We start from the raw sequence: 14,405 nt of genomic DNA, 5'->3' as shown, positions 1-14,405 counted from the left end.
TGCAACTAATAACAGAATCACCGTGGCAGGTTCATCCCCGCCACGGTAATTCTGTCAGAAGATAATAATCAGGTTGTCAGCCCGGCCCGGACGGACTGGGCGGGATCAATATGCGTCATCACACTCAGCACCTGCGGGTCACGGCGGATATTCATTTCCGCTGCAATAGCGATATCATGCCCTTCTTTAACCGTCAGGTTTTCATCAATTTCAATATGGACATCCACCAGCAGATAATCGCCGGACTTACGGGTTTTCAGATCATGAACCCCTTCCACCCCCGGGGTATCCATCACAGACTGCGTGATTTTGGCGATGGTTTCTTCATCCGCACCGCGATCCATTAAATCCTGGAGAGACTGCAGGGTAAATTTCACCCCCATGCGCAGAATAAACAGCCCGACCACCAGCGCTGCGATCGGGTCCAGAATTTTATACCCCATCAGACTGCCGGTAATACCGATGGCCACCACCAGCGATGATGCCGCATCCGAACGGGCATGCCAGGCATTGGCTTCCAGCATATTGGATTTCACTTTACGCGCCACATGCAGCATATAGCGGAACAGGCCCTCTTTCGCCAGCAGTGCCAGCAGCGCGACATACAGCGCCAGCGAGTGCACTTCGGGAATGGTTTCCGGTGACATAATCCGTGAACCGGCGGTCCACAGCATCCCGCCGCTGACAACCAGCAGCAGCACGCCCAGAACCAGCGACGCCACGTTCTCATAGCGGAAATGGCCGTAAGGGTGTTCCTCATCCGGCGCTTTACGGCTGCCGCGGTTGGCAATCAGCACCACAAAATCAGCGATAAGGTCAGACAGAGTATGAACCCCGTCAGCAATCAGCCCCTGTGAGTGCGAGAAAATACCCGCCACTATCTGCCATGCAGACAACAGGGTATTCACCCAGACGCTGACCCAGGTGCTTTTTTTCGCGGCCGCGAATTTTATCTCACGGCTGATATTCGCGCTGTTTTCTGCGGTTTCATCCGCCTGTGCAGGTATATTGGACATAATTTAATTCCACATTATTTTTGTGGTTAATACAAAGCAAATACATGCTGTGGATCGTGATCATTATAGTTCAGCAAACGGATTAATGCCGTTCTTTCTGAACAGGAAATAAAGAATTACAATTAATAAGGTTAAATCAGAATATTAATTCAGCGCCCACAGTATGCCACAATATTTTTTTCACGTCTCCAATTTTATGATTTTATTTGATTTTTATAACTGAGAATCATTATTCTTATCGCTTTTAAAACGGCTTCTTTCATTCCCCGTCACTGATGACGTTATCATTATTCTCTTTAATTCATTCCCTCCTTTTTATTATTGTTAATAATAAAAATAAACGATAGTTATTTTCATTTCACAAATTAAATAAGCTGCCGTCATGATCACAGCACACGCTGTCATTTTTTGTCATACTGTTACTGATTTCAGTTAACAGGAGGCTGTATGTACAACACGATTCTGGTTCCGATTGATATTCTTGAAGATGACCTGACAGACAAAATGCTGCCCCATGTGGAAGCACTGGCGAAAATTGATAATCCGAAGATCCACTTCTTTACCGTTATCCCTAACGTGGAAATGTTCTTCGGGGTGGAATACGCCTCAATGCCGGTCAGTATGCGGGAATCCGGAGAGCGCATTGAGCTGGCGCTTGCCGCACTGAAAGAAATTATTAAAGGAATTGCTGTGCCGGAAAGTCAGTACACCCTGCACGCGGCTATCGGATCAGCCAAAAACGAAATTCTCTCTTATGCCAAAGATATTAACGCCGACCTGATCCTGATGGGCTCTCACCGCCCGGGTGCGGCAACATTCCTGCTCGGCTCTACCGCCGCAACGATTGTCCGTCACGCCAAAACCTCGGTGATGGTTATCCGCTGATCCCGTCAGTCTGTTTATTCTGCCCCGCGTCACAGCGGGGCATGTTATTTCAGCTGCGTTTAAGCTTATCGGTATTTGCCAGATATAATGCCACGGTCAGCGCCAGTATTGACAGGGTATGCAGGAATGTCGCATTGGCATCTGAATGATCGACAATAATTAAACGCACCATCGCCGTAATGCCGATGTAGATAAAATAGCGCAGCGGAAAATGGTAGCCCGACGAAAAATACTTCACAATTAAGGCAATAAATTCAAAATAGAGGAAATAGGTCACGATACTGTCTAATAACAGATAGGTTGTTTTCTCCTGCGCGGAAAACAGCAGATTAATCAGCGTCAGTGTTTCCTTTCCCATAAATACAATCAGCAGCACACCTAAAATCAGCAGTGCAATATTCAGAACCCATTGCAGCACAGTTGCTATCTGGCGGGATGGCTGAAATTCCATAATCAATAGCCTCAGTGATAGACGACAATTACGCCCGTAAACAGTATGGGTTTAAGTGTACGACGAAATGATGACAGAACCGAATAAAAAACAAAAAACACGGCAGGCGCCGTGTTTTATGTGTCAGATATTAACGGATTATTTGGCCGGTGCATCCAGCAGCTGATTATCCGTGCTCCAGATACGGTATTTTACTTCCACATCTTTCGGGGCGTACACCACAACCGGCAGGCGGCTGTTGTAACGGACGAATGCTTCGTCACCCAGGTTAGCGCTGACAAACGCTTCGCGTTTATCATTATTGAGGCAGCCCATCATGGTGGACATCGGCCCGGTTAAGTCGCCGGTCTCATAATAGTCATAGCCGAAACCATCAACGGTTTTCTGTGTCAGCGTACCGCCAAACCACTGGTGGTTACAGTCCACCATCTGTTTTTTACCGATCACCAGTTCAATTTTGTACTGCCCTTCATCGGCTTTCGGCTCTACGGCAATCACATGGCGAACCTGATCTGACGCAGCCTGCGGGAAGTGTTTCAGCTCACTCATGCCGTTGTCAGTTTTCACAATCTTCAGCGGCTCCATATCAGTGGTTTTTGCTTCTTCAGCATAAGCGCCTGCGGCGGCGAACATGGCCATAACAGGAAGGATCAATTTTTTCATCAAATAATTACCTTGTTTTATAAGTACATTTGATTATGAAATCGTCTCATAATCTTCATGCTGACTATTAAGAACATTATAATAATCTTTAGTTCACCGCCAGAGTAAAACACAGAATATTCTTACAAAATGGCAGATAATCTCAGATAAATCACCACTGCCAGTGTGTTAAACCAATAACTCTGCCGGATGCCATCATCACCATCAATAAATCACGATGTATTTATGCCATTTTGATCACGGATATAACGATACGCCCCATGCATTCCGGCGTACATTTGTTATACTGAAAAAGCTGTATTCCCCGTCAAACAGGAGGTTCTATGCCACTTGATCAGCAAGCCCTTATAGCACAGCTTAAAGATTCAAATCCTCGTTTTGCCGCACTGTATCTGAAACATCATCAGTTAAATAATGAAATTGCCGAGCTTGAAGGCCCGAACGGCGCAGGCTATAACGACAATGTCGTCCGGCTGAAAAAAGAAAAACTGCACGTAAAAGATGAGATGCAGCGCATTTTAACGGAGTGTCAGTAAGTTTCTCCCCTGTCAGATAACGCCCTTTCGCGGGCGTTATCTTATGTCTCCTTCCCTTTCGCACCATAATCTGACCTGACGCAATCTATTGCACATCAAAAGATGTATAATAATTACATCTTTACTATCCGACCGGAGTTATTATGTCTGAGAAAGCCTCTGTCCATGGCCACGAGGTCATGAATATGATTATTGAAAGCGGGAAGAATTACACCACAGAATCACTTATCGCCGATATTCACGCCACGTTCGGCGAAGATACCCGCTTCCATACCTGCTCGGCAGAGAATATGGATGCAAAAGCGCTGGTCAGTTTTCTGGCGGCACGCGGGAAGTTTATCGGTACTGAAGAGGGATTCAGCACATCGGCTGAGAAAATCTGTAATCACTGAACAGCGAAAAAAGGCCGCTATCTCCCCTGAAGGCACAAAAACCGGGAGATAGCGTTTCCTGTAACAGGAAGAAAATCATGATTGCGCGTTGTCATCATCCATCCAGCTGTCATCCTCCCAGATGGTCTGAATGGTATCCATCAGCGACTGTTTATCGTCGGGGGATTTCACGCCGGAAATATTAATCGTGGTCTGACTGCTTTGCGCAATACGGAACTGCATATCCGGATATAACGGCAGGATCCGGCGTTTTAACTGGACTTCAAGGGACTGAATAAGATGCGCAGGCACTGCATTTCGTTTATCTAACAGAATTTCAATACGCATGGTGTTGCTCTCCGTAAACTGTATGCATATACAGTATTTTATTTTTAAATAAAAAGAAAGCGAATTTTAAGCACAGTATTTAAATTTATGGGCTTTACAGCATGAAAGAGGAGTTTCTGATGGCCGGCAAACGTATTTTACGGGAAATAAAAACCGTTACCCGTATGGTGGAACTGTATGAACAGCGCCATCCGGCACCGGCAGATACTCCGGAACATTACCGCGATCTGCTGGCGTATGCAGTGAAACGGCTGGAAAAATGCCGTTACGGTGAAGACAAACCAGCCTGCAAACAGTGCCCGGTGCACTGTTATCAGCCAAAACCGCGGGAAGAGATGAAAGTGATTATGCGCTGGGCCGGGCCGCGTATGCTGTGGCATCATCCGATCCTGGCTGTCCGTCACCTTATTGATGACAAAAAGCCGGTACCGCCTCTGCCGCAGCGCCGCCGCTCGCCCCGCAATAATCAGGACTGACGCGCGCGGTATTCCGCCTGTGTGATCTTATACAGCACATGCGTCTGTAACGGATGCCCCTGTTCCAGTGACGGATGCAGAAACTCCCGCTGATACCGCATTCCCGTTTTCACCATCACCCGTTCAGAAGGCAGATTTACCTTCGCGGTAAACGCGACAATCTCCGGCATATTCAGCGTCATAAAGGCATGGTGCAGCACCGCGTTTGCCGCTTCGGTTGCATAACCTTTACCGTGAAAGCGTTTCGCCAGACGCCAGCCGATTTCAGTACACGGACTGAAATCAAACGGCGCGGACGGGATATTAAGACCAACAAACCCGGTAAATTCCCTGCTGCTTTTTTCTTCCGCCACCCACAGCCCGAATGCTTTCTGCCGTTCAAAACGACGGATAATTTCATCCGCCATCGCATCACTTTCTGCCGCACTCAGGCAGGCCGGAAAAAAGCGCATAACGTCCGGATCCGCATTCAGTGCACGGAACGGTACATAATCATCCGGTGTCCAGGGACGCAGGTGCAGACGCGGGGTATCAAGAGTAAGCATATAATCCTCCGGTTCATTCAGTCATAAAATATACCGGAGGAGTATAACGGATTTACGTGAGGGCGGCGCGGTTACACGCGCTTAAAGACAGACGGGACTTTCTGCGGCTCTTTGTTTTTTCCGTTACCGTTCTGTGACGACGATTTCGGCGCGGATTCCTGTGATTTTTCCGCCGCTGCGTCTGCTTTTTCAGACTGCTTCAGCTCAGTCACTGCTGCCGGCTTATTATTTTCCGGACGGGACTGCGGTGCCTGTGCTGCGGCAGCCGCTTTACCGGCAGGGGCATACGGCTCTGACTGGCCGATAAAGGTACCGCCTTTGCGGATAGAGAAATTAGAGGCGCGGCAGACGCCGTTAAGCTCACCGTGCTCAAGAATTTCCAGCTGTTCGACGGTACAGGTGCCGGTCAGCACGCCGTCAATCAGCAGGGCTTCGGCAAAAATATCCCCTTCCACTACACCGGACTGCATAATGCTGACCGAGCCGGAACGGGCTTTGATTTGTCCCTTAATTTTACCCCAGATTTGCAGATTACCGCTGATTTCAACATCACCGGTCAGACGGGTTTCTTTGCTGATCACCGTCGGCTGGCGGGATTCAAGAGACGCCAGCGGGCGCTGTTTCTCTTCACCGCGTGCTGACAGCAGCTGGGTAATTTCATTTGCCTGAGCACTGAGTTCAGCCGCTTTTCGTTCTTCTTCTTCTCTTTCTTCTCTGGTTTTTTGCAACGGTGCCGCAACCGGCTCCGTTTCAGGGGTATCTGCTTGTTTTTTCTTACCGAACATGACGTTTTTCCTTTTCCTTTCCGGGAGAATCGTAATAGCACAGATAACGGCGGCGATACCTGTTAAATAAACAGGCCACGATGCGTGCCCGGCTATCACTGCATACAGTAACAATCCCCATAAAAACCAAAGGGATGTCAGCATAATATTAAGCATGGCAGACCTTTGTGATGGTATTTTTACGTTACGGAAGATACTTTTGCATATTGTACGCAGCCGCCGCGCCGGTAAAGGGCGGATTAAGACCAGTATCAGTATGTAATCAGGGAAATAGAGAAAGCGATGACTATAGCCGGATACACTCCGTGTACCCTGTGACAGCATCCCTTCATTACAATCCGTCACCGCCCTCTCAGGGGTCTACCTTAACTGAAGAGGGCAGAATAAAAATATCACAATTACGACAGGATTTTATCCCTCTCAGGCCCCTTTAGTCCCCCGGATTTTTCCGCCTTCTGCCGCTAAGCGGTATTGTGCCAGCGCCTCTGCCTCTTCAGGTTCATGCGTGACCAGAATCGTGGTGATCCCTTCTTCTTTCAGCAGATTAATCTGCGGCCATAACTGCCTGCGGGTCGCCCAATCCAGCCCGGAAAACGGTTCGTCCAGCAACAGCAGTGCCGGCGGTGAGATCAGTGCGCGGGCCAGTGCCACCCGCTGCTGTTCCCCGCCGGAAATCTGATGCGGAAAACGCGCCGCCAGATGTGCCACCTGCATTTTATCCAGCAGTGCCAGAGCCTGTGATTTGTCCCGCTTTAACCCGGCGGCATACTGTGCCAGCCGTAAATTGCCCAGAACCGTCAGCCACGGAAACAGCCACAGCCGCTGATTAAGATAACGGCAGGGGCGTTTCCAGACCGGCAGCGGATCCAGGGGAACATCCCCGAGCCGGATGGAGCCCTGATAAGGCAGATAACCGGCAATGCAGTTCAGTAATGTGGTTTTTCCGCTGCCGGAAGGGCCGCAGATCGCGGTACATTGTGCGCGCGGCAGTGTCAGCGAGAGATCCTGCAGGATCCCCGCACTCAGATGTTCAACGTGCAGCATGTGAAGGTTGCCTTTTCAGCCGGTGCAATGCGACCAGCAAAACAATCGCCAGTGCCATCAGGATCAGCGCGCAGCCGAGCGCGAGTGAAAAATCACCGCTGGCAATATTAAGATAAATTGCCATTGGCAGAGTTTCGGTTTTAAAGCGGGTGGCACCGGCCAGCATCAGTGTGGCACCGAACTCCCCCAGCGCCCGGGAGTAGGCGAGGATCCCGCCGCTCAGCAATCCCTGCAGACACAACGGAATTTCCGCCAGCAGCAGGGTTTTTCCGGGGGTCAGCCCGAGATTCATTGCCGTGCGGACATATGCCGGATCCACCGAGGCAAACGCCCCCTGCGCCGAACGGTACAGAACCGCTGACGCGACATAGGTCTGGGCGATAATCACACCCACCGGGGAAAACAGCCAGCGCCCCAACTGCGGGAAAATTCCGGCCAGCGGGCCCTGACTGCCCAGCAGCAGTAACAGCCCGATACCAATCACCAGCGGCGGCGTGACCAGCGGGACATCAAACAGCGCATCCGCCATCCGCTTGCCGGGGAAATCCCCCCGCACCATCACCCAGGCGGCCGGTACGGCAATCAGAAATGCCAGTACCAGCGATGTCAGTGAGGTTGCCAGCGACATCAGCACCGCAAAATGAAATTCAGGGTCAGTAATCAGCTGAGTCAGCAACGCCGGCGTTACCTGAAACAGTAACGCCAGCAGAGACCCGGTAATCAGACACAACAACAGTAACAGGGGCACCAGCGCCCATTTCATCACCGGATACATCGGTAATACCGGAATCAGTGTGCATCAGCCGGTCTGACCGGCAGAAAACCATAATCGGTGAAGGCTTTGATCCCTTCCGGAGAGGAAAAATACTCCGCCAGTTGTTTTGCTTCTGCCGGGGATGCACTGGTGCTGAGTACCGCCAGCGTAGCCACCTCTTCCGGGCTGCCTTCCGGTGACGGCAGAATAATCAGTTTATCGTGGTTTTTCATGGCATCGGCGCGGCCGATAACCGCAGCATCCACCTCACCGTTAAGCAGATACATCGACAGGTGTTTAATCGTTGCCGCCCGGACAATGACTTTTTCCCGCAGTGCATCACCGTAACCGCTGGCATCCAGTAAAACTTCACCGCTGCGGCCCAGCGCAATGGCTTTCGGGTCCCCCATGCCGATACGCAGATTACTTGCGGCAAGATCTGCAATACTGTTAATTCCGTCTGCTTTATCTTTGCGTACTGCAATCACCGGAATATGCCGGACGATCGGATAACTGTCTGTCACCTGTTTTTCTTTCCGCAGCTTTTCCACGTAATCCGCTGATCCCGGGAAAAACAGATCACCCTGCTTTGTCAGTTCAAACCGGGTCAGGATCTGTCCGGAACCGCCATATTCCACCGTTACCGTATTACCGGTCTCTCTTTCAAACTGGCTGATCACCTTTTCAACCGGCGGGCGCAGACCGGCGCCGGCATACATATGTAACTCAGCGGCCACCGCGGCCGGTACGGAACAACAGAACAGTAATGCGGAGAGCATCAGACGACGGGACGACATAGTAACCTCACTCGTTATATATTTTTTTATATAATGATTAAAAACGGTGAGTGGTGCAAGGGACAGTCATCACGAAACGGCGTATCATCTGTCATGTCCGGTGGCGTTACCCGCCGGAAATAATCCGCGATACAAATAATATATAAATTATATATTCACCAGAAAAATTTTAATCAGCTATATGCAGCATAATAAAAACATAAAATTAAAAGTGATAACATCAATAATCATAACAGAAACAATCATTACATTTTTGCAGAGTAATACTCTGCCCTTCGCCGGTAACAACAGTATTAATTAATATCCGCTCAATATATCCATCAATAAAACAGATTCAATGATAATGAACTGTATATACACCCCACCCGCAAAAAAACATAACAACAACAAAACAGCATCATTTTAGAAACATAATTCATAATGACATTACTTGTTATTCAGTGAAGTTATTCATCATGTAAATAAAATAGCACCCAAACCAATAAATAAAGCCGTTAATGTCATAAAAACTAATTATCAAGTAGAAAAGCCCGATATTAGTTATATAATTATTTATACCGGATGGTTTGGCACTGTCCCTGTTATTTAATTTCCGAAAATTAAGCCATATTGTTCACTCTGAGATGCCCATGAACTCACGTACTTTGACATCTGACAATAATAAAGAGATACAATCTGTTATTGTTGAGCCCGATATTTTCAATATTACCGAACAACAGGAAAAAGGTCTTTACCTTCTGATGTCCGGAAAAATGAAATGGCAGGATTGCATAAACTCATACACACTTAATGACAATGAAGTTATTTTCTCCAATCAGGGAAGCTATGCATACCAGCATATTTCCGGCGAAATTAACTTATTATGGGTTCCGCTGAACAACCATTTTCTGCGGGATTTTCTTCACCGTTTTTCTGATACTCTCAGCCACCTTCACCGTGTTACTGATCCGACATCCGGACTCATTTATTTTCCGCAGTCCGCTATGCTGAAAAACAGTATCAGCGGGTTTTATGATGCTTATTGTAATAATGCGCCATCACCGCTGATAAAGCTGAAGCTGGAGGAATTATTATTAATTATCGCCCTGAGTGAAGAAGGCACACGTCTGATGTCGGTATTGCGTCAGCTGAGTAACCGCCAGGCAGAACGTTTGCAGAGCTTCATGGAAAAGCACTATCTGAAAGACTGGAAGTTAAATGAATTTTCCAGAGAATTTGGTATGGGCCTGACAACATTCAAAGAGCTGTTCGGCTCGGTATACGGTACATCTCCGCGGGCATGGATAAGCGAACGGCGGTTGTTATTTTCCCATCAGCTTCTGCTCAATACCCAGATGAGTATCGTTGATGTCTCAATGGAAGCAGGGTTCTCAAGTCAGTCGTATTTTACCCAAAGCTACCGTAAGCGTTTCGGATTTACGCCCAGCAAAGCCCGGGGTAATCATATAAACTGACGAATTGTGATAAAAACAGAAAACAAAAATAATACCGGAAAAAAACGGGTCTGTTAAGCTGCGTTCCTTTGCTTCACTTTTATTCGCCAGAGGGATTTATGCTTAATAAAACGATGTATCATCTTTATCTGTCAGATGATCGAATATATAACTCAGAAGACGCCTGTAAAGAAAATGATTTATTATCTGAATATCTTACACGTCAGCAGGCAGACAACTTAAAAACAACAGATTGGTTCCGTCGCAGAAAGAAATGGAATATTCCTTTTCAGTATCATGACCTGACCATGATCAGACAGACAATACAGACTTACCCTGATAACTGGGATGCCTGTTTGTCTGACACAATTATATTATCTGCGTCCCGTTACTGGATTGATGGATTATTAAACGAAACGTATGAATACTGGATAAAAGACACACACCGTGAGCTGTGGGATCTGGAAGAAGAATATAATCAACGCAGAATAATAAACCGTCAGCTGGCTGCCCTGCATGCGCTGTACAGTGCATATTATCCGCAGACGGAGCAGTCAGAGCTGTCAGATATCAAAAACAGTTTCGCGGAGTCCGCACAGGATCTTTCCCGGACAGAGCATAATATTCACACTCTCCGGGGAGAAATTTCGTTCACGCTGCGTCATTTTGTTAATCTGTTCCGTGATGTTATTTATCATCATAAGTCCTTGCAGGACAACCGCATTCCGGACTATTTCCGTACTGCCGTACAGCTGATTTTGCAGCTGAAAAACAACAATGATGATGACCGGCTGTATCAGTGGCTGAACAGCCGCAATATCTGTCTGACGACAGATAAAATACACTGGTGCTGACAGCACCGGCAAATATACCGGATAAAGGGATAGCAATATCCCTTTTATCTGACTGCATATAGCAATAACAGATAAAAATAAAATAGTGACTACGACGGGAAATAACACACGAACGGCATTTGCCTGACAACCTCAAGAGGATTGATATTTATGTACCGTCACACTGAAACGACTGCTGTCACACCTGTGTTTACCGATGAACGCCGGTTGTTATGGCAGATACTGGAGACATTCCCTGCCGAAAGTCAGGAATACCGGGATATCTGTGTAAGTTTACTGGCTCCGGTGATTTGTGATCTGAAAAAAACAAAACATACCGGACAAATCACCAGAGACTCACTCTTACAAATCCTGTCCCACTATGATGAATACGGCGAACAGCAGGAATTTATTTTGTCCCGGCTGTGGCAGTCACTGCCGGCGTCATTATCTGACAGTGACCTGAAATCACTGATTGCCACCGAAATCAATCAGTTGCTCTATGTGAATAACCAACTGACTTTCTCTCAGTTTAATCTCCGCTGATACGCCGCATTAATCCGGCAAAATGGCAAATGACCGGACCGGGAACCCGCCTGCATTGTCCGGCTTTGCCACGATATTAAAAATCACCGCACCTTTGGCCGGGACTTTATCGAGATTGGTCAGCAGCTCTATCTGATACGCATCCTGATCCAATACAAAATATTCCGCCCGGAGTGCACTATTTTTGCGGAAATCCTGCGCCGAATCGGTATCAAAGGTTTCATGCCCCACGGCGCTGATCCCGCGCTCACGAAACAGAAATTCCAGTGCGTCCATTCCCCAGCCCGGAATATGGTTGTTGCCTTCCGCATCTTTATTATCCATCAGTGCCTGTGACGGCCAGCGTTTGCTCCAGTCCGTGCGCAATGCCACGAAACTGCCGCTTTCAATACGTCCGTGAATCTGTTCAAAAGCCAGTACATCGTCTGCGGATAGCGCAAAATCTGCATCTTTCTGTGCTCTGGCGGACTGATCAATCACCACCAGCGGCAACACCAGCTCTTTCAGTTCCAGATCATGCACAAAGCGCCGCCCCTGTACAAAATGGCACGGCGCATCAATATGGGTGCCGTACTGGCCGGGAAACGTAAACTGCTGGGCAAAAAAGCCGTCACGGTAATCAAACAGCGTTTTAAACTCCGCCGGTTCAAACATAAAAAAGTGCGGTGAGTCCGCATTAAATGCGTGTGTCAGGTCAATCCATTTTTTGGATTTCAACAGATTCACGGCTTCAGTTAATGATAATGACATTCTGCCCCCTCAATGTTATACCGGTAGTTGTTGTGATTTATGCTCTGGTTATCAGTCAGAATTTACACGGCTTGCCGGGGAAGTCATTTGCAGATATTTCATGTTGTTGTCCGCACCGGACAAGGGGAACACAATGTTAAAAGTGATTGCTGAAGATTTTATGCAGCCGGATGCCGTTGAGATCCTGATGCCGATGTATGAAGAACTGGTTGCCGCCACCCGCCGTGAGCCGCTGTGTATCAGTTATGATCTGTTTGTCGATCAGAAAGACCCGGGGCATTTTGTTTTTATCGAAACCTGGCCGGATCAGGCCGCGCTGGATGCCCATTGTGCCAGTGAGCACTTCCGCCGCCTGGTACCCGCCATTAATAAATATCAGCGTGCCGAACCGCGTTTTATCCTGATGGACAGCGCCGTTAAGTAATAATCAGGGCGGATATCCCCGCCCTTCCTGATTCAGTCGTGGTCGATTTTCGCTTCTTTCGCTGCCGCCTCACACCACTCAATGATGGCAGGATGCGCCAGGATCCGGTCAATCCATGTCTGTGCCGCCGCTGAAAACGGCAGCTGATAAGTCCGTGCCCGCAGGGCCACCGGCACATAAAAAGCATCCGCCGCACTGATATTTTCCCCTGCCAGCCACGGGCCACCGAACCGGGTTAATCCCTCACACCAGATCTTATCCAGACGCTGACACTCTTTCTGTAATTCCGGTGTCATCTCTGCGGCCGGGCGGCTTTCCGAGCAGTTCAGCGGGCACTCACGGCGCAGCGTGGTAAACCCGGAATGCATTTCTGCCGCGGCAGAGCGCGCCCAGGCACGGGCGGTTTTTTCCTGCGGCCAGACATGCGGATAATCCTCCGCAATATATTCACAGATTGCCAGAGAATCCCAGACCGTGGTATCCGCTGTCACCAGGCACGGCACCAGCCCGGACGGGGAAAAGCGGAGAAATTTCTCATAACTGCTGCCGCCCGGTACAAAGGTGGCCAACTGTTCATCAAACGGAATATTCAGGGCTTTCAGTAAAAACCAGGGTCTCAGCGACCAGGAAGAGTAATTTTTATTGGCGATCCACAATTGCAGAGACATATAACCCCTCTCAGTGAAATTAAAATAAATGATATAAACAGCAGGCTGATTGCCTTACCCAATGTATCCGGTTTTTATTCCGCTGCCTTAAAAAAGGATAAATCCTGTTCATATTCTTTCTGATAGTGCCCTTCCGTACCCAGCGTATCCTGCAAAAAATGTAAAAATGCGGAGACTTTTTTCGGCAGATATTCACGATCCGGATAAACCGCATAGATGTGATGCCGTGGCAGCAGGTATTCCGGCAGCAGCGGGATCAGCCGCCCGGCGCGGATATCCGGTGCCGCGATAAACTGCGGCAGCTGGCAGATCCCCGTTCCCTGTAAAACAGCCTGATGCAGCGCCAGACTGTTGTTGGCACGCAGAGTGCCCTGCGGGGTAAAACGCACCACGTCTCCCCGGTGCAGAAATGTCCATGACTGACCGGCCTGAAAATAGCTGTAAAACAGGCAATTATGAGATTTCAGGTCAGTCAGATTCTGAGGTGTACCATGTTGTGCCAGATAGGCGGGAGACGCACACAACACGCTGCGGCAGGGAGATAACACGCGGGCAATCAGAGAGGAATCCTGTAATTCACCGATCCTGACAGCCAGATCAAACCCTTCCCCGACCAAATCCGTCAGTTTGTCATCAAATACCATTTCCGCCTGTAATGACGGCCAGCGCTGTAAAAATTCAGGTATTAATTTAGCCAGATGCAGACTGCCGAACACCGCCGGCGCACTGATTTTCAGTGTGCCGTCAACCTCACGGCTGTAATGTGACAACGCATCCTGCCCGTCCAGCACCGCCTGATGGGCTTTTTTCAGATAGGTGTAATAAAGCTGTCCGGCTTCAGTCAGTTGTAAATGGCGCGTGGAACGGGTGACCAGCCGGATGCCGGTTTGAGTCTCCAGCGCCGCCAGTTTTTTACTGACCGCCGATTTGGTCATATGCAGATATTCTGCTGCTTTTGTCAGGCTTCCCTGCTCGGTGATCGCAATAAACACCGGTAAAAGTGAAAAATCCATCGCAGCCCCTTTATTGTCAACTTACAGGAAACTCTATTTTTCTTTTTATAGCGTTTATTCCGGGCCA

The 14,405-nt window shown here is 48.5% G+C and carries 20 protein-coding genes; 8 read left to right on the top strand and 12 right to left on the bottom strand.

Features of this window, described 5'->3' with window-relative positions:
- Window positions 1–68: 68 nt before the first annotated feature.
- Complete coding sequence (locus X965_RS02265) at window positions 69–1,016, bottom strand: cation diffusion facilitator family transporter (protein WP_004238584.1); 948 nt, start codon at window positions 1,014–1,016, stop codon at window positions 69–71.
- A 447-nt stretch (window positions 1,017–1,463) separates the two neighbouring features.
- On the opposite strand from X965_RS02265, the gene X965_RS02260 reads away from it, so the two are divergent.
- Complete coding sequence (locus X965_RS02260; protein ID WP_004238583.1) at window positions 1,464–1,901, top strand: universal stress protein; 438 nt, start codon at window positions 1,464–1,466, stop codon at window positions 1,899–1,901.
- Between the two features lie 49 nt (window positions 1,902–1,950).
- Here X965_RS02260 and psiE read toward each other — a convergent pair whose 3' ends face one another.
- Both psiE and eco read right to left on the bottom strand, forming a co-directional pair.
- Window positions 1,951–2,352: a phosphate-starvation-inducible protein PsiE gene (gene psiE, locus X965_RS02255; RefSeq protein WP_004238582.1), complete on the bottom strand. Its 402-nt coding sequence runs from the start codon at window positions 2,350–2,352 to the stop codon at window positions 1,951–1,953.
- A gap of 138 nt (window positions 2,353–2,490) precedes the next feature.
- On the bottom strand, window positions 2,491–3,015 hold the full coding sequence (eco, locus tag X965_RS02250) for a serine protease inhibitor ecotin (RefSeq protein ID WP_036416826.1): 525 nt from the start codon (window positions 3,013–3,015) through the stop codon (window positions 2,491–2,493).
- Between the two features lie 323 nt (window positions 3,016–3,338).
- Between eco and X965_RS02245 the strand changes: the two genes are divergently transcribed.
- Window positions 3,339–3,551 carry a DUF465 domain-containing protein gene (locus tag X965_RS02245; RefSeq protein ID WP_004238289.1) on the top strand — a complete coding sequence of 71 codons (213 nt, stop codon included), beginning with the start codon at window positions 3,339–3,341 and terminating at the stop codon, window positions 3,549–3,551.
- 143 nt (window positions 3,552–3,694) lie between these two features.
- Window positions 3,695–3,943, top strand: a complete 249-nt coding sequence (locus X965_RS02240) for a YecH family metal-binding protein (RefSeq protein WP_004240880.1) — start codon at window positions 3,695–3,697, stop codon at window positions 3,941–3,943.
- A gap of 75 nt (window positions 3,944–4,018) precedes the next feature.
- Here the strand turns inward: X965_RS02240 and X965_RS02235 are convergent, their stop codons facing one another.
- Window positions 4,019–4,270 carry a DinI family protein gene (locus tag X965_RS02235; protein ID WP_004238291.1) on the bottom strand — a complete coding sequence of 84 codons (252 nt, stop codon included), beginning with the start codon at window positions 4,268–4,270 and terminating at the stop codon, window positions 4,019–4,021.
- 119 nt (window positions 4,271–4,389) lie between these two features.
- Here X965_RS02235 and X965_RS02230 point away from each other — a divergent pair, with 119 nt between their 5' ends.
- Window positions 4,390–4,746: a nitrous oxide-stimulated promoter family protein gene (locus X965_RS02230; RefSeq protein ID WP_015422908.1), complete on the top strand. Its 357-nt coding sequence runs from the start codon at window positions 4,390–4,392 to the stop codon at window positions 4,744–4,746.
- Here X965_RS02230 and X965_RS02225 read toward each other — a convergent pair.
- The 5 genes from X965_RS02225 to modA form a co-directional block, all read right to left on the bottom strand.
- Entirely contained in the window at window positions 4,737–5,291 is a 555-nt protein-coding gene (locus X965_RS02225; protein WP_036416824.1) for a GNAT family N-acetyltransferase, read from the bottom strand. The two genes, X965_RS02230 and X965_RS02225, sit on opposite strands and share 10 nt — an antisense overlap.
- Before the next feature lie 71 nt (window positions 5,292–5,362).
- Window positions 5,363–6,076: a polymer-forming cytoskeletal protein gene (locus X965_RS02220; RefSeq protein WP_051997301.1), complete on the bottom strand. Its 714-nt coding sequence runs from the start codon at window positions 6,074–6,076 to the stop codon at window positions 5,363–5,365.
- A 420-nt stretch (window positions 6,077–6,496) separates the two neighbouring features.
- Window positions 6,497–7,120 (bottom strand): ABC transporter ATP-binding protein, encoded by a 624-nt coding sequence (locus X965_RS02215; RefSeq protein ID WP_004238296.1) that lies wholly within the window; start codon window positions 7,118–7,120, stop codon window positions 6,497–6,499.
- The gene (locus X965_RS02210) at window positions 7,107–7,895 is read right to left on the bottom strand and encodes an ABC transporter permease (protein WP_036416821.1); all 789 of its coding nucleotides are present in this window, start codon (window positions 7,893–7,895) and stop codon (window positions 7,107–7,109) included. Before X965_RS02210 ends, X965_RS02215 begins: the two co-directional genes overlap by 14 nt.
- A 14-nt stretch (window positions 7,896–7,909) precedes the next feature.
- A complete protein-coding gene (gene modA, locus X965_RS02205; protein ID WP_370531222.1) occupies window positions 7,910–8,653 on the bottom strand; it encodes a molybdate ABC transporter substrate-binding protein in 744 nt (247 codons plus the stop codon).
- 641 nt (window positions 8,654–9,294) lie between these two features.
- Here modA and X965_RS02200 point away from each other — a divergent pair.
- The 3 genes from X965_RS02200 (at window position 9,295) to X965_RS02190 (ending at window position 11,483) form a co-directional block, all read left to right on the top strand.
- A complete protein-coding gene (locus X965_RS02200) occupies window positions 9,295–10,125 on the top strand; it encodes an AraC family transcriptional regulator (RefSeq protein ID WP_072144551.1) in 831 nt (276 codons plus the stop codon).
- A 335-nt stretch (window positions 10,126–10,460) separates the two neighbouring features.
- Window positions 10,461–10,958, top strand: coding sequence for a hypothetical protein (locus tag X965_RS02195; RefSeq protein WP_225310054.1), 498 nt, complete (start codon window positions 10,461–10,463; stop codon window positions 10,956–10,958).
- 150 nt (window positions 10,959–11,108) lie between these two features.
- Window positions 11,109–11,483: a hypothetical protein gene (locus tag X965_RS02190; RefSeq protein WP_036416818.1), complete on the top strand. Its 375-nt coding sequence runs from the start codon at window positions 11,109–11,111 to the stop codon at window positions 11,481–11,483.
- Window positions 11,484–11,492: 9 nt separating this feature from the next.
- Here X965_RS02190 and X965_RS02185 read toward each other — a convergent pair whose 3' ends face one another.
- Entirely contained in the window at window positions 11,493–12,233 is a 741-nt protein-coding gene (locus X965_RS02185) for a cyclase family protein (protein WP_004238305.1), read from the bottom strand.
- A gap of 133 nt (window positions 12,234–12,366) precedes the next feature.
- On the opposite strand from X965_RS02185, the gene X965_RS02180 reads away from it, so the two are divergent.
- Window positions 12,367–12,657, top strand: coding sequence for a putative quinol monooxygenase (locus tag X965_RS02180; protein WP_004238308.1), 291 nt, complete (start codon window positions 12,367–12,369; stop codon window positions 12,655–12,657).
- A 32-nt stretch (window positions 12,658–12,689) separates the two neighbouring features.
- Here X965_RS02180 and X965_RS02175 read toward each other — a convergent pair whose 3' ends face one another.
- Window positions 12,690–13,325, bottom strand: coding sequence for a glutathione S-transferase family protein (locus tag X965_RS02175; RefSeq protein WP_004238311.1), 636 nt, complete (start codon window positions 13,323–13,325; stop codon window positions 12,690–12,692).
- 74 nt (window positions 13,326–13,399) lie between these two features.
- A complete protein-coding gene (locus X965_RS02170; protein ID WP_004238312.1) occupies window positions 13,400–14,338 on the bottom strand; it encodes a LysR family transcriptional regulator in 939 nt (312 codons plus the stop codon).
- Window positions 14,339–14,405 lie beyond the last annotated feature (67 nt).

This window comes from Morganella sp. EGD-HP17 (assembly GCF_000512315.2).
In the GTDB taxonomy this organism is placed as follows: Bacteria; Pseudomonadota; Gammaproteobacteria; order Enterobacterales; family Enterobacteriaceae; genus Morganella; species Morganella morganii.
Note: the sequence above shows the minus strand (reverse complement) of the source record. Positions and strands in the feature narration are given on the sequence as shown.

Excerpts from the sequence above, each read along its gene's own strand:
- psiE (WP_004238582.1), bottom strand. The coding sequence starts at position 2,352 with ATGGAATTTCAGCCATCCCGCCAGATAGCAACTGTGCTGCAATGGGTT.
- X965_RS02225 (WP_036416824.1), bottom strand. The coding sequence starts at position 5,291 with ATGCTTACTCTTGATACCCCGCGTCTGCACCTGCGTCCCTGGACACCG.
- X965_RS02260 (WP_004238583.1), top strand. The coding sequence starts at position 1,464 with ATGTACAACACGATTCTGGTTCCGATTGATATTCTTGAAGATGACCTG.
- X965_RS02215 (WP_004238296.1), bottom strand. The coding sequence starts at position 7,120 with ATGCTGCACGTTGAACATCTGAGTGCGGGGATCCTGCAGGATCTCTCG.
- X965_RS02175 (WP_004238311.1), bottom strand. The coding sequence starts at position 13,325 with ATGTCTCTGCAATTGTGGATCGCCAATAAAAATTACTCTTCCTGGTCG.
- X965_RS02265 (WP_004238584.1), bottom strand. The coding sequence starts at position 1,016 with ATGTCCAATATACCTGCACAGGCGGATGAAACCGCAGAAAACAGCGCG.
- X965_RS02185 (WP_004238305.1), bottom strand. The coding sequence starts at position 12,233 with ATGTCATTATCATTAACTGAAGCCGTGAATCTGTTGAAATCCAAAAAA.
- X965_RS02210 (WP_036416821.1), bottom strand. The coding sequence starts at position 7,895 with ATGTATCCGGTGATGAAATGGGCGCTGGTGCCCCTGTTACTGTTGTTG.
- modA (WP_370531222.1), bottom strand. The coding sequence starts at position 8,653 with ATGCTCTCCGCATTACTGTTCTGTTGTTCCGTACCGGCCGCGGTGGCC.
- eco (WP_036416826.1), bottom strand. The coding sequence starts at position 3,015 with ATGAAAAAATTGATCCTTCCTGTTATGGCCATGTTCGCCGCCGCAGGC.
- X965_RS02240 (WP_004240880.1), top strand. The coding sequence starts at position 3,695 with ATGTCTGAGAAAGCCTCTGTCCATGGCCACGAGGTCATGAATATGATT.
- X965_RS02190 (WP_036416818.1), top strand. The coding sequence starts at position 11,109 with ATGTACCGTCACACTGAAACGACTGCTGTCACACCTGTGTTTACCGAT.
- X965_RS02220 (WP_051997301.1), bottom strand. The coding sequence starts at position 6,076 with ATGTTCGGTAAGAAAAAACAAGCAGATACCCCTGAAACGGAGCCGGTT.
- X965_RS02200 (WP_072144551.1), top strand. The coding sequence starts at position 9,295 with ATGCCCATGAACTCACGTACTTTGACATCTGACAATAATAAAGAGATA.
- X965_RS02245 (WP_004238289.1), top strand. The coding sequence starts at position 3,339 with ATGCCACTTGATCAGCAAGCCCTTATAGCACAGCTTAAAGATTCAAAT.
- X965_RS02180 (WP_004238308.1), top strand. The coding sequence starts at position 12,367 with ATGTTAAAAGTGATTGCTGAAGATTTTATGCAGCCGGATGCCGTTGAG.
- X965_RS02235 (WP_004238291.1), bottom strand. The coding sequence starts at position 4,270 with ATGCGTATTGAAATTCTGTTAGATAAACGAAATGCAGTGCCTGCGCAT.
- X965_RS02170 (WP_004238312.1), bottom strand. The coding sequence starts at position 14,338 with ATGGATTTTTCACTTTTACCGGTGTTTATTGCGATCACCGAGCAGGGA.
- X965_RS02230 (WP_015422908.1), top strand. The coding sequence starts at position 4,390 with ATGGCCGGCAAACGTATTTTACGGGAAATAAAAACCGTTACCCGTATG.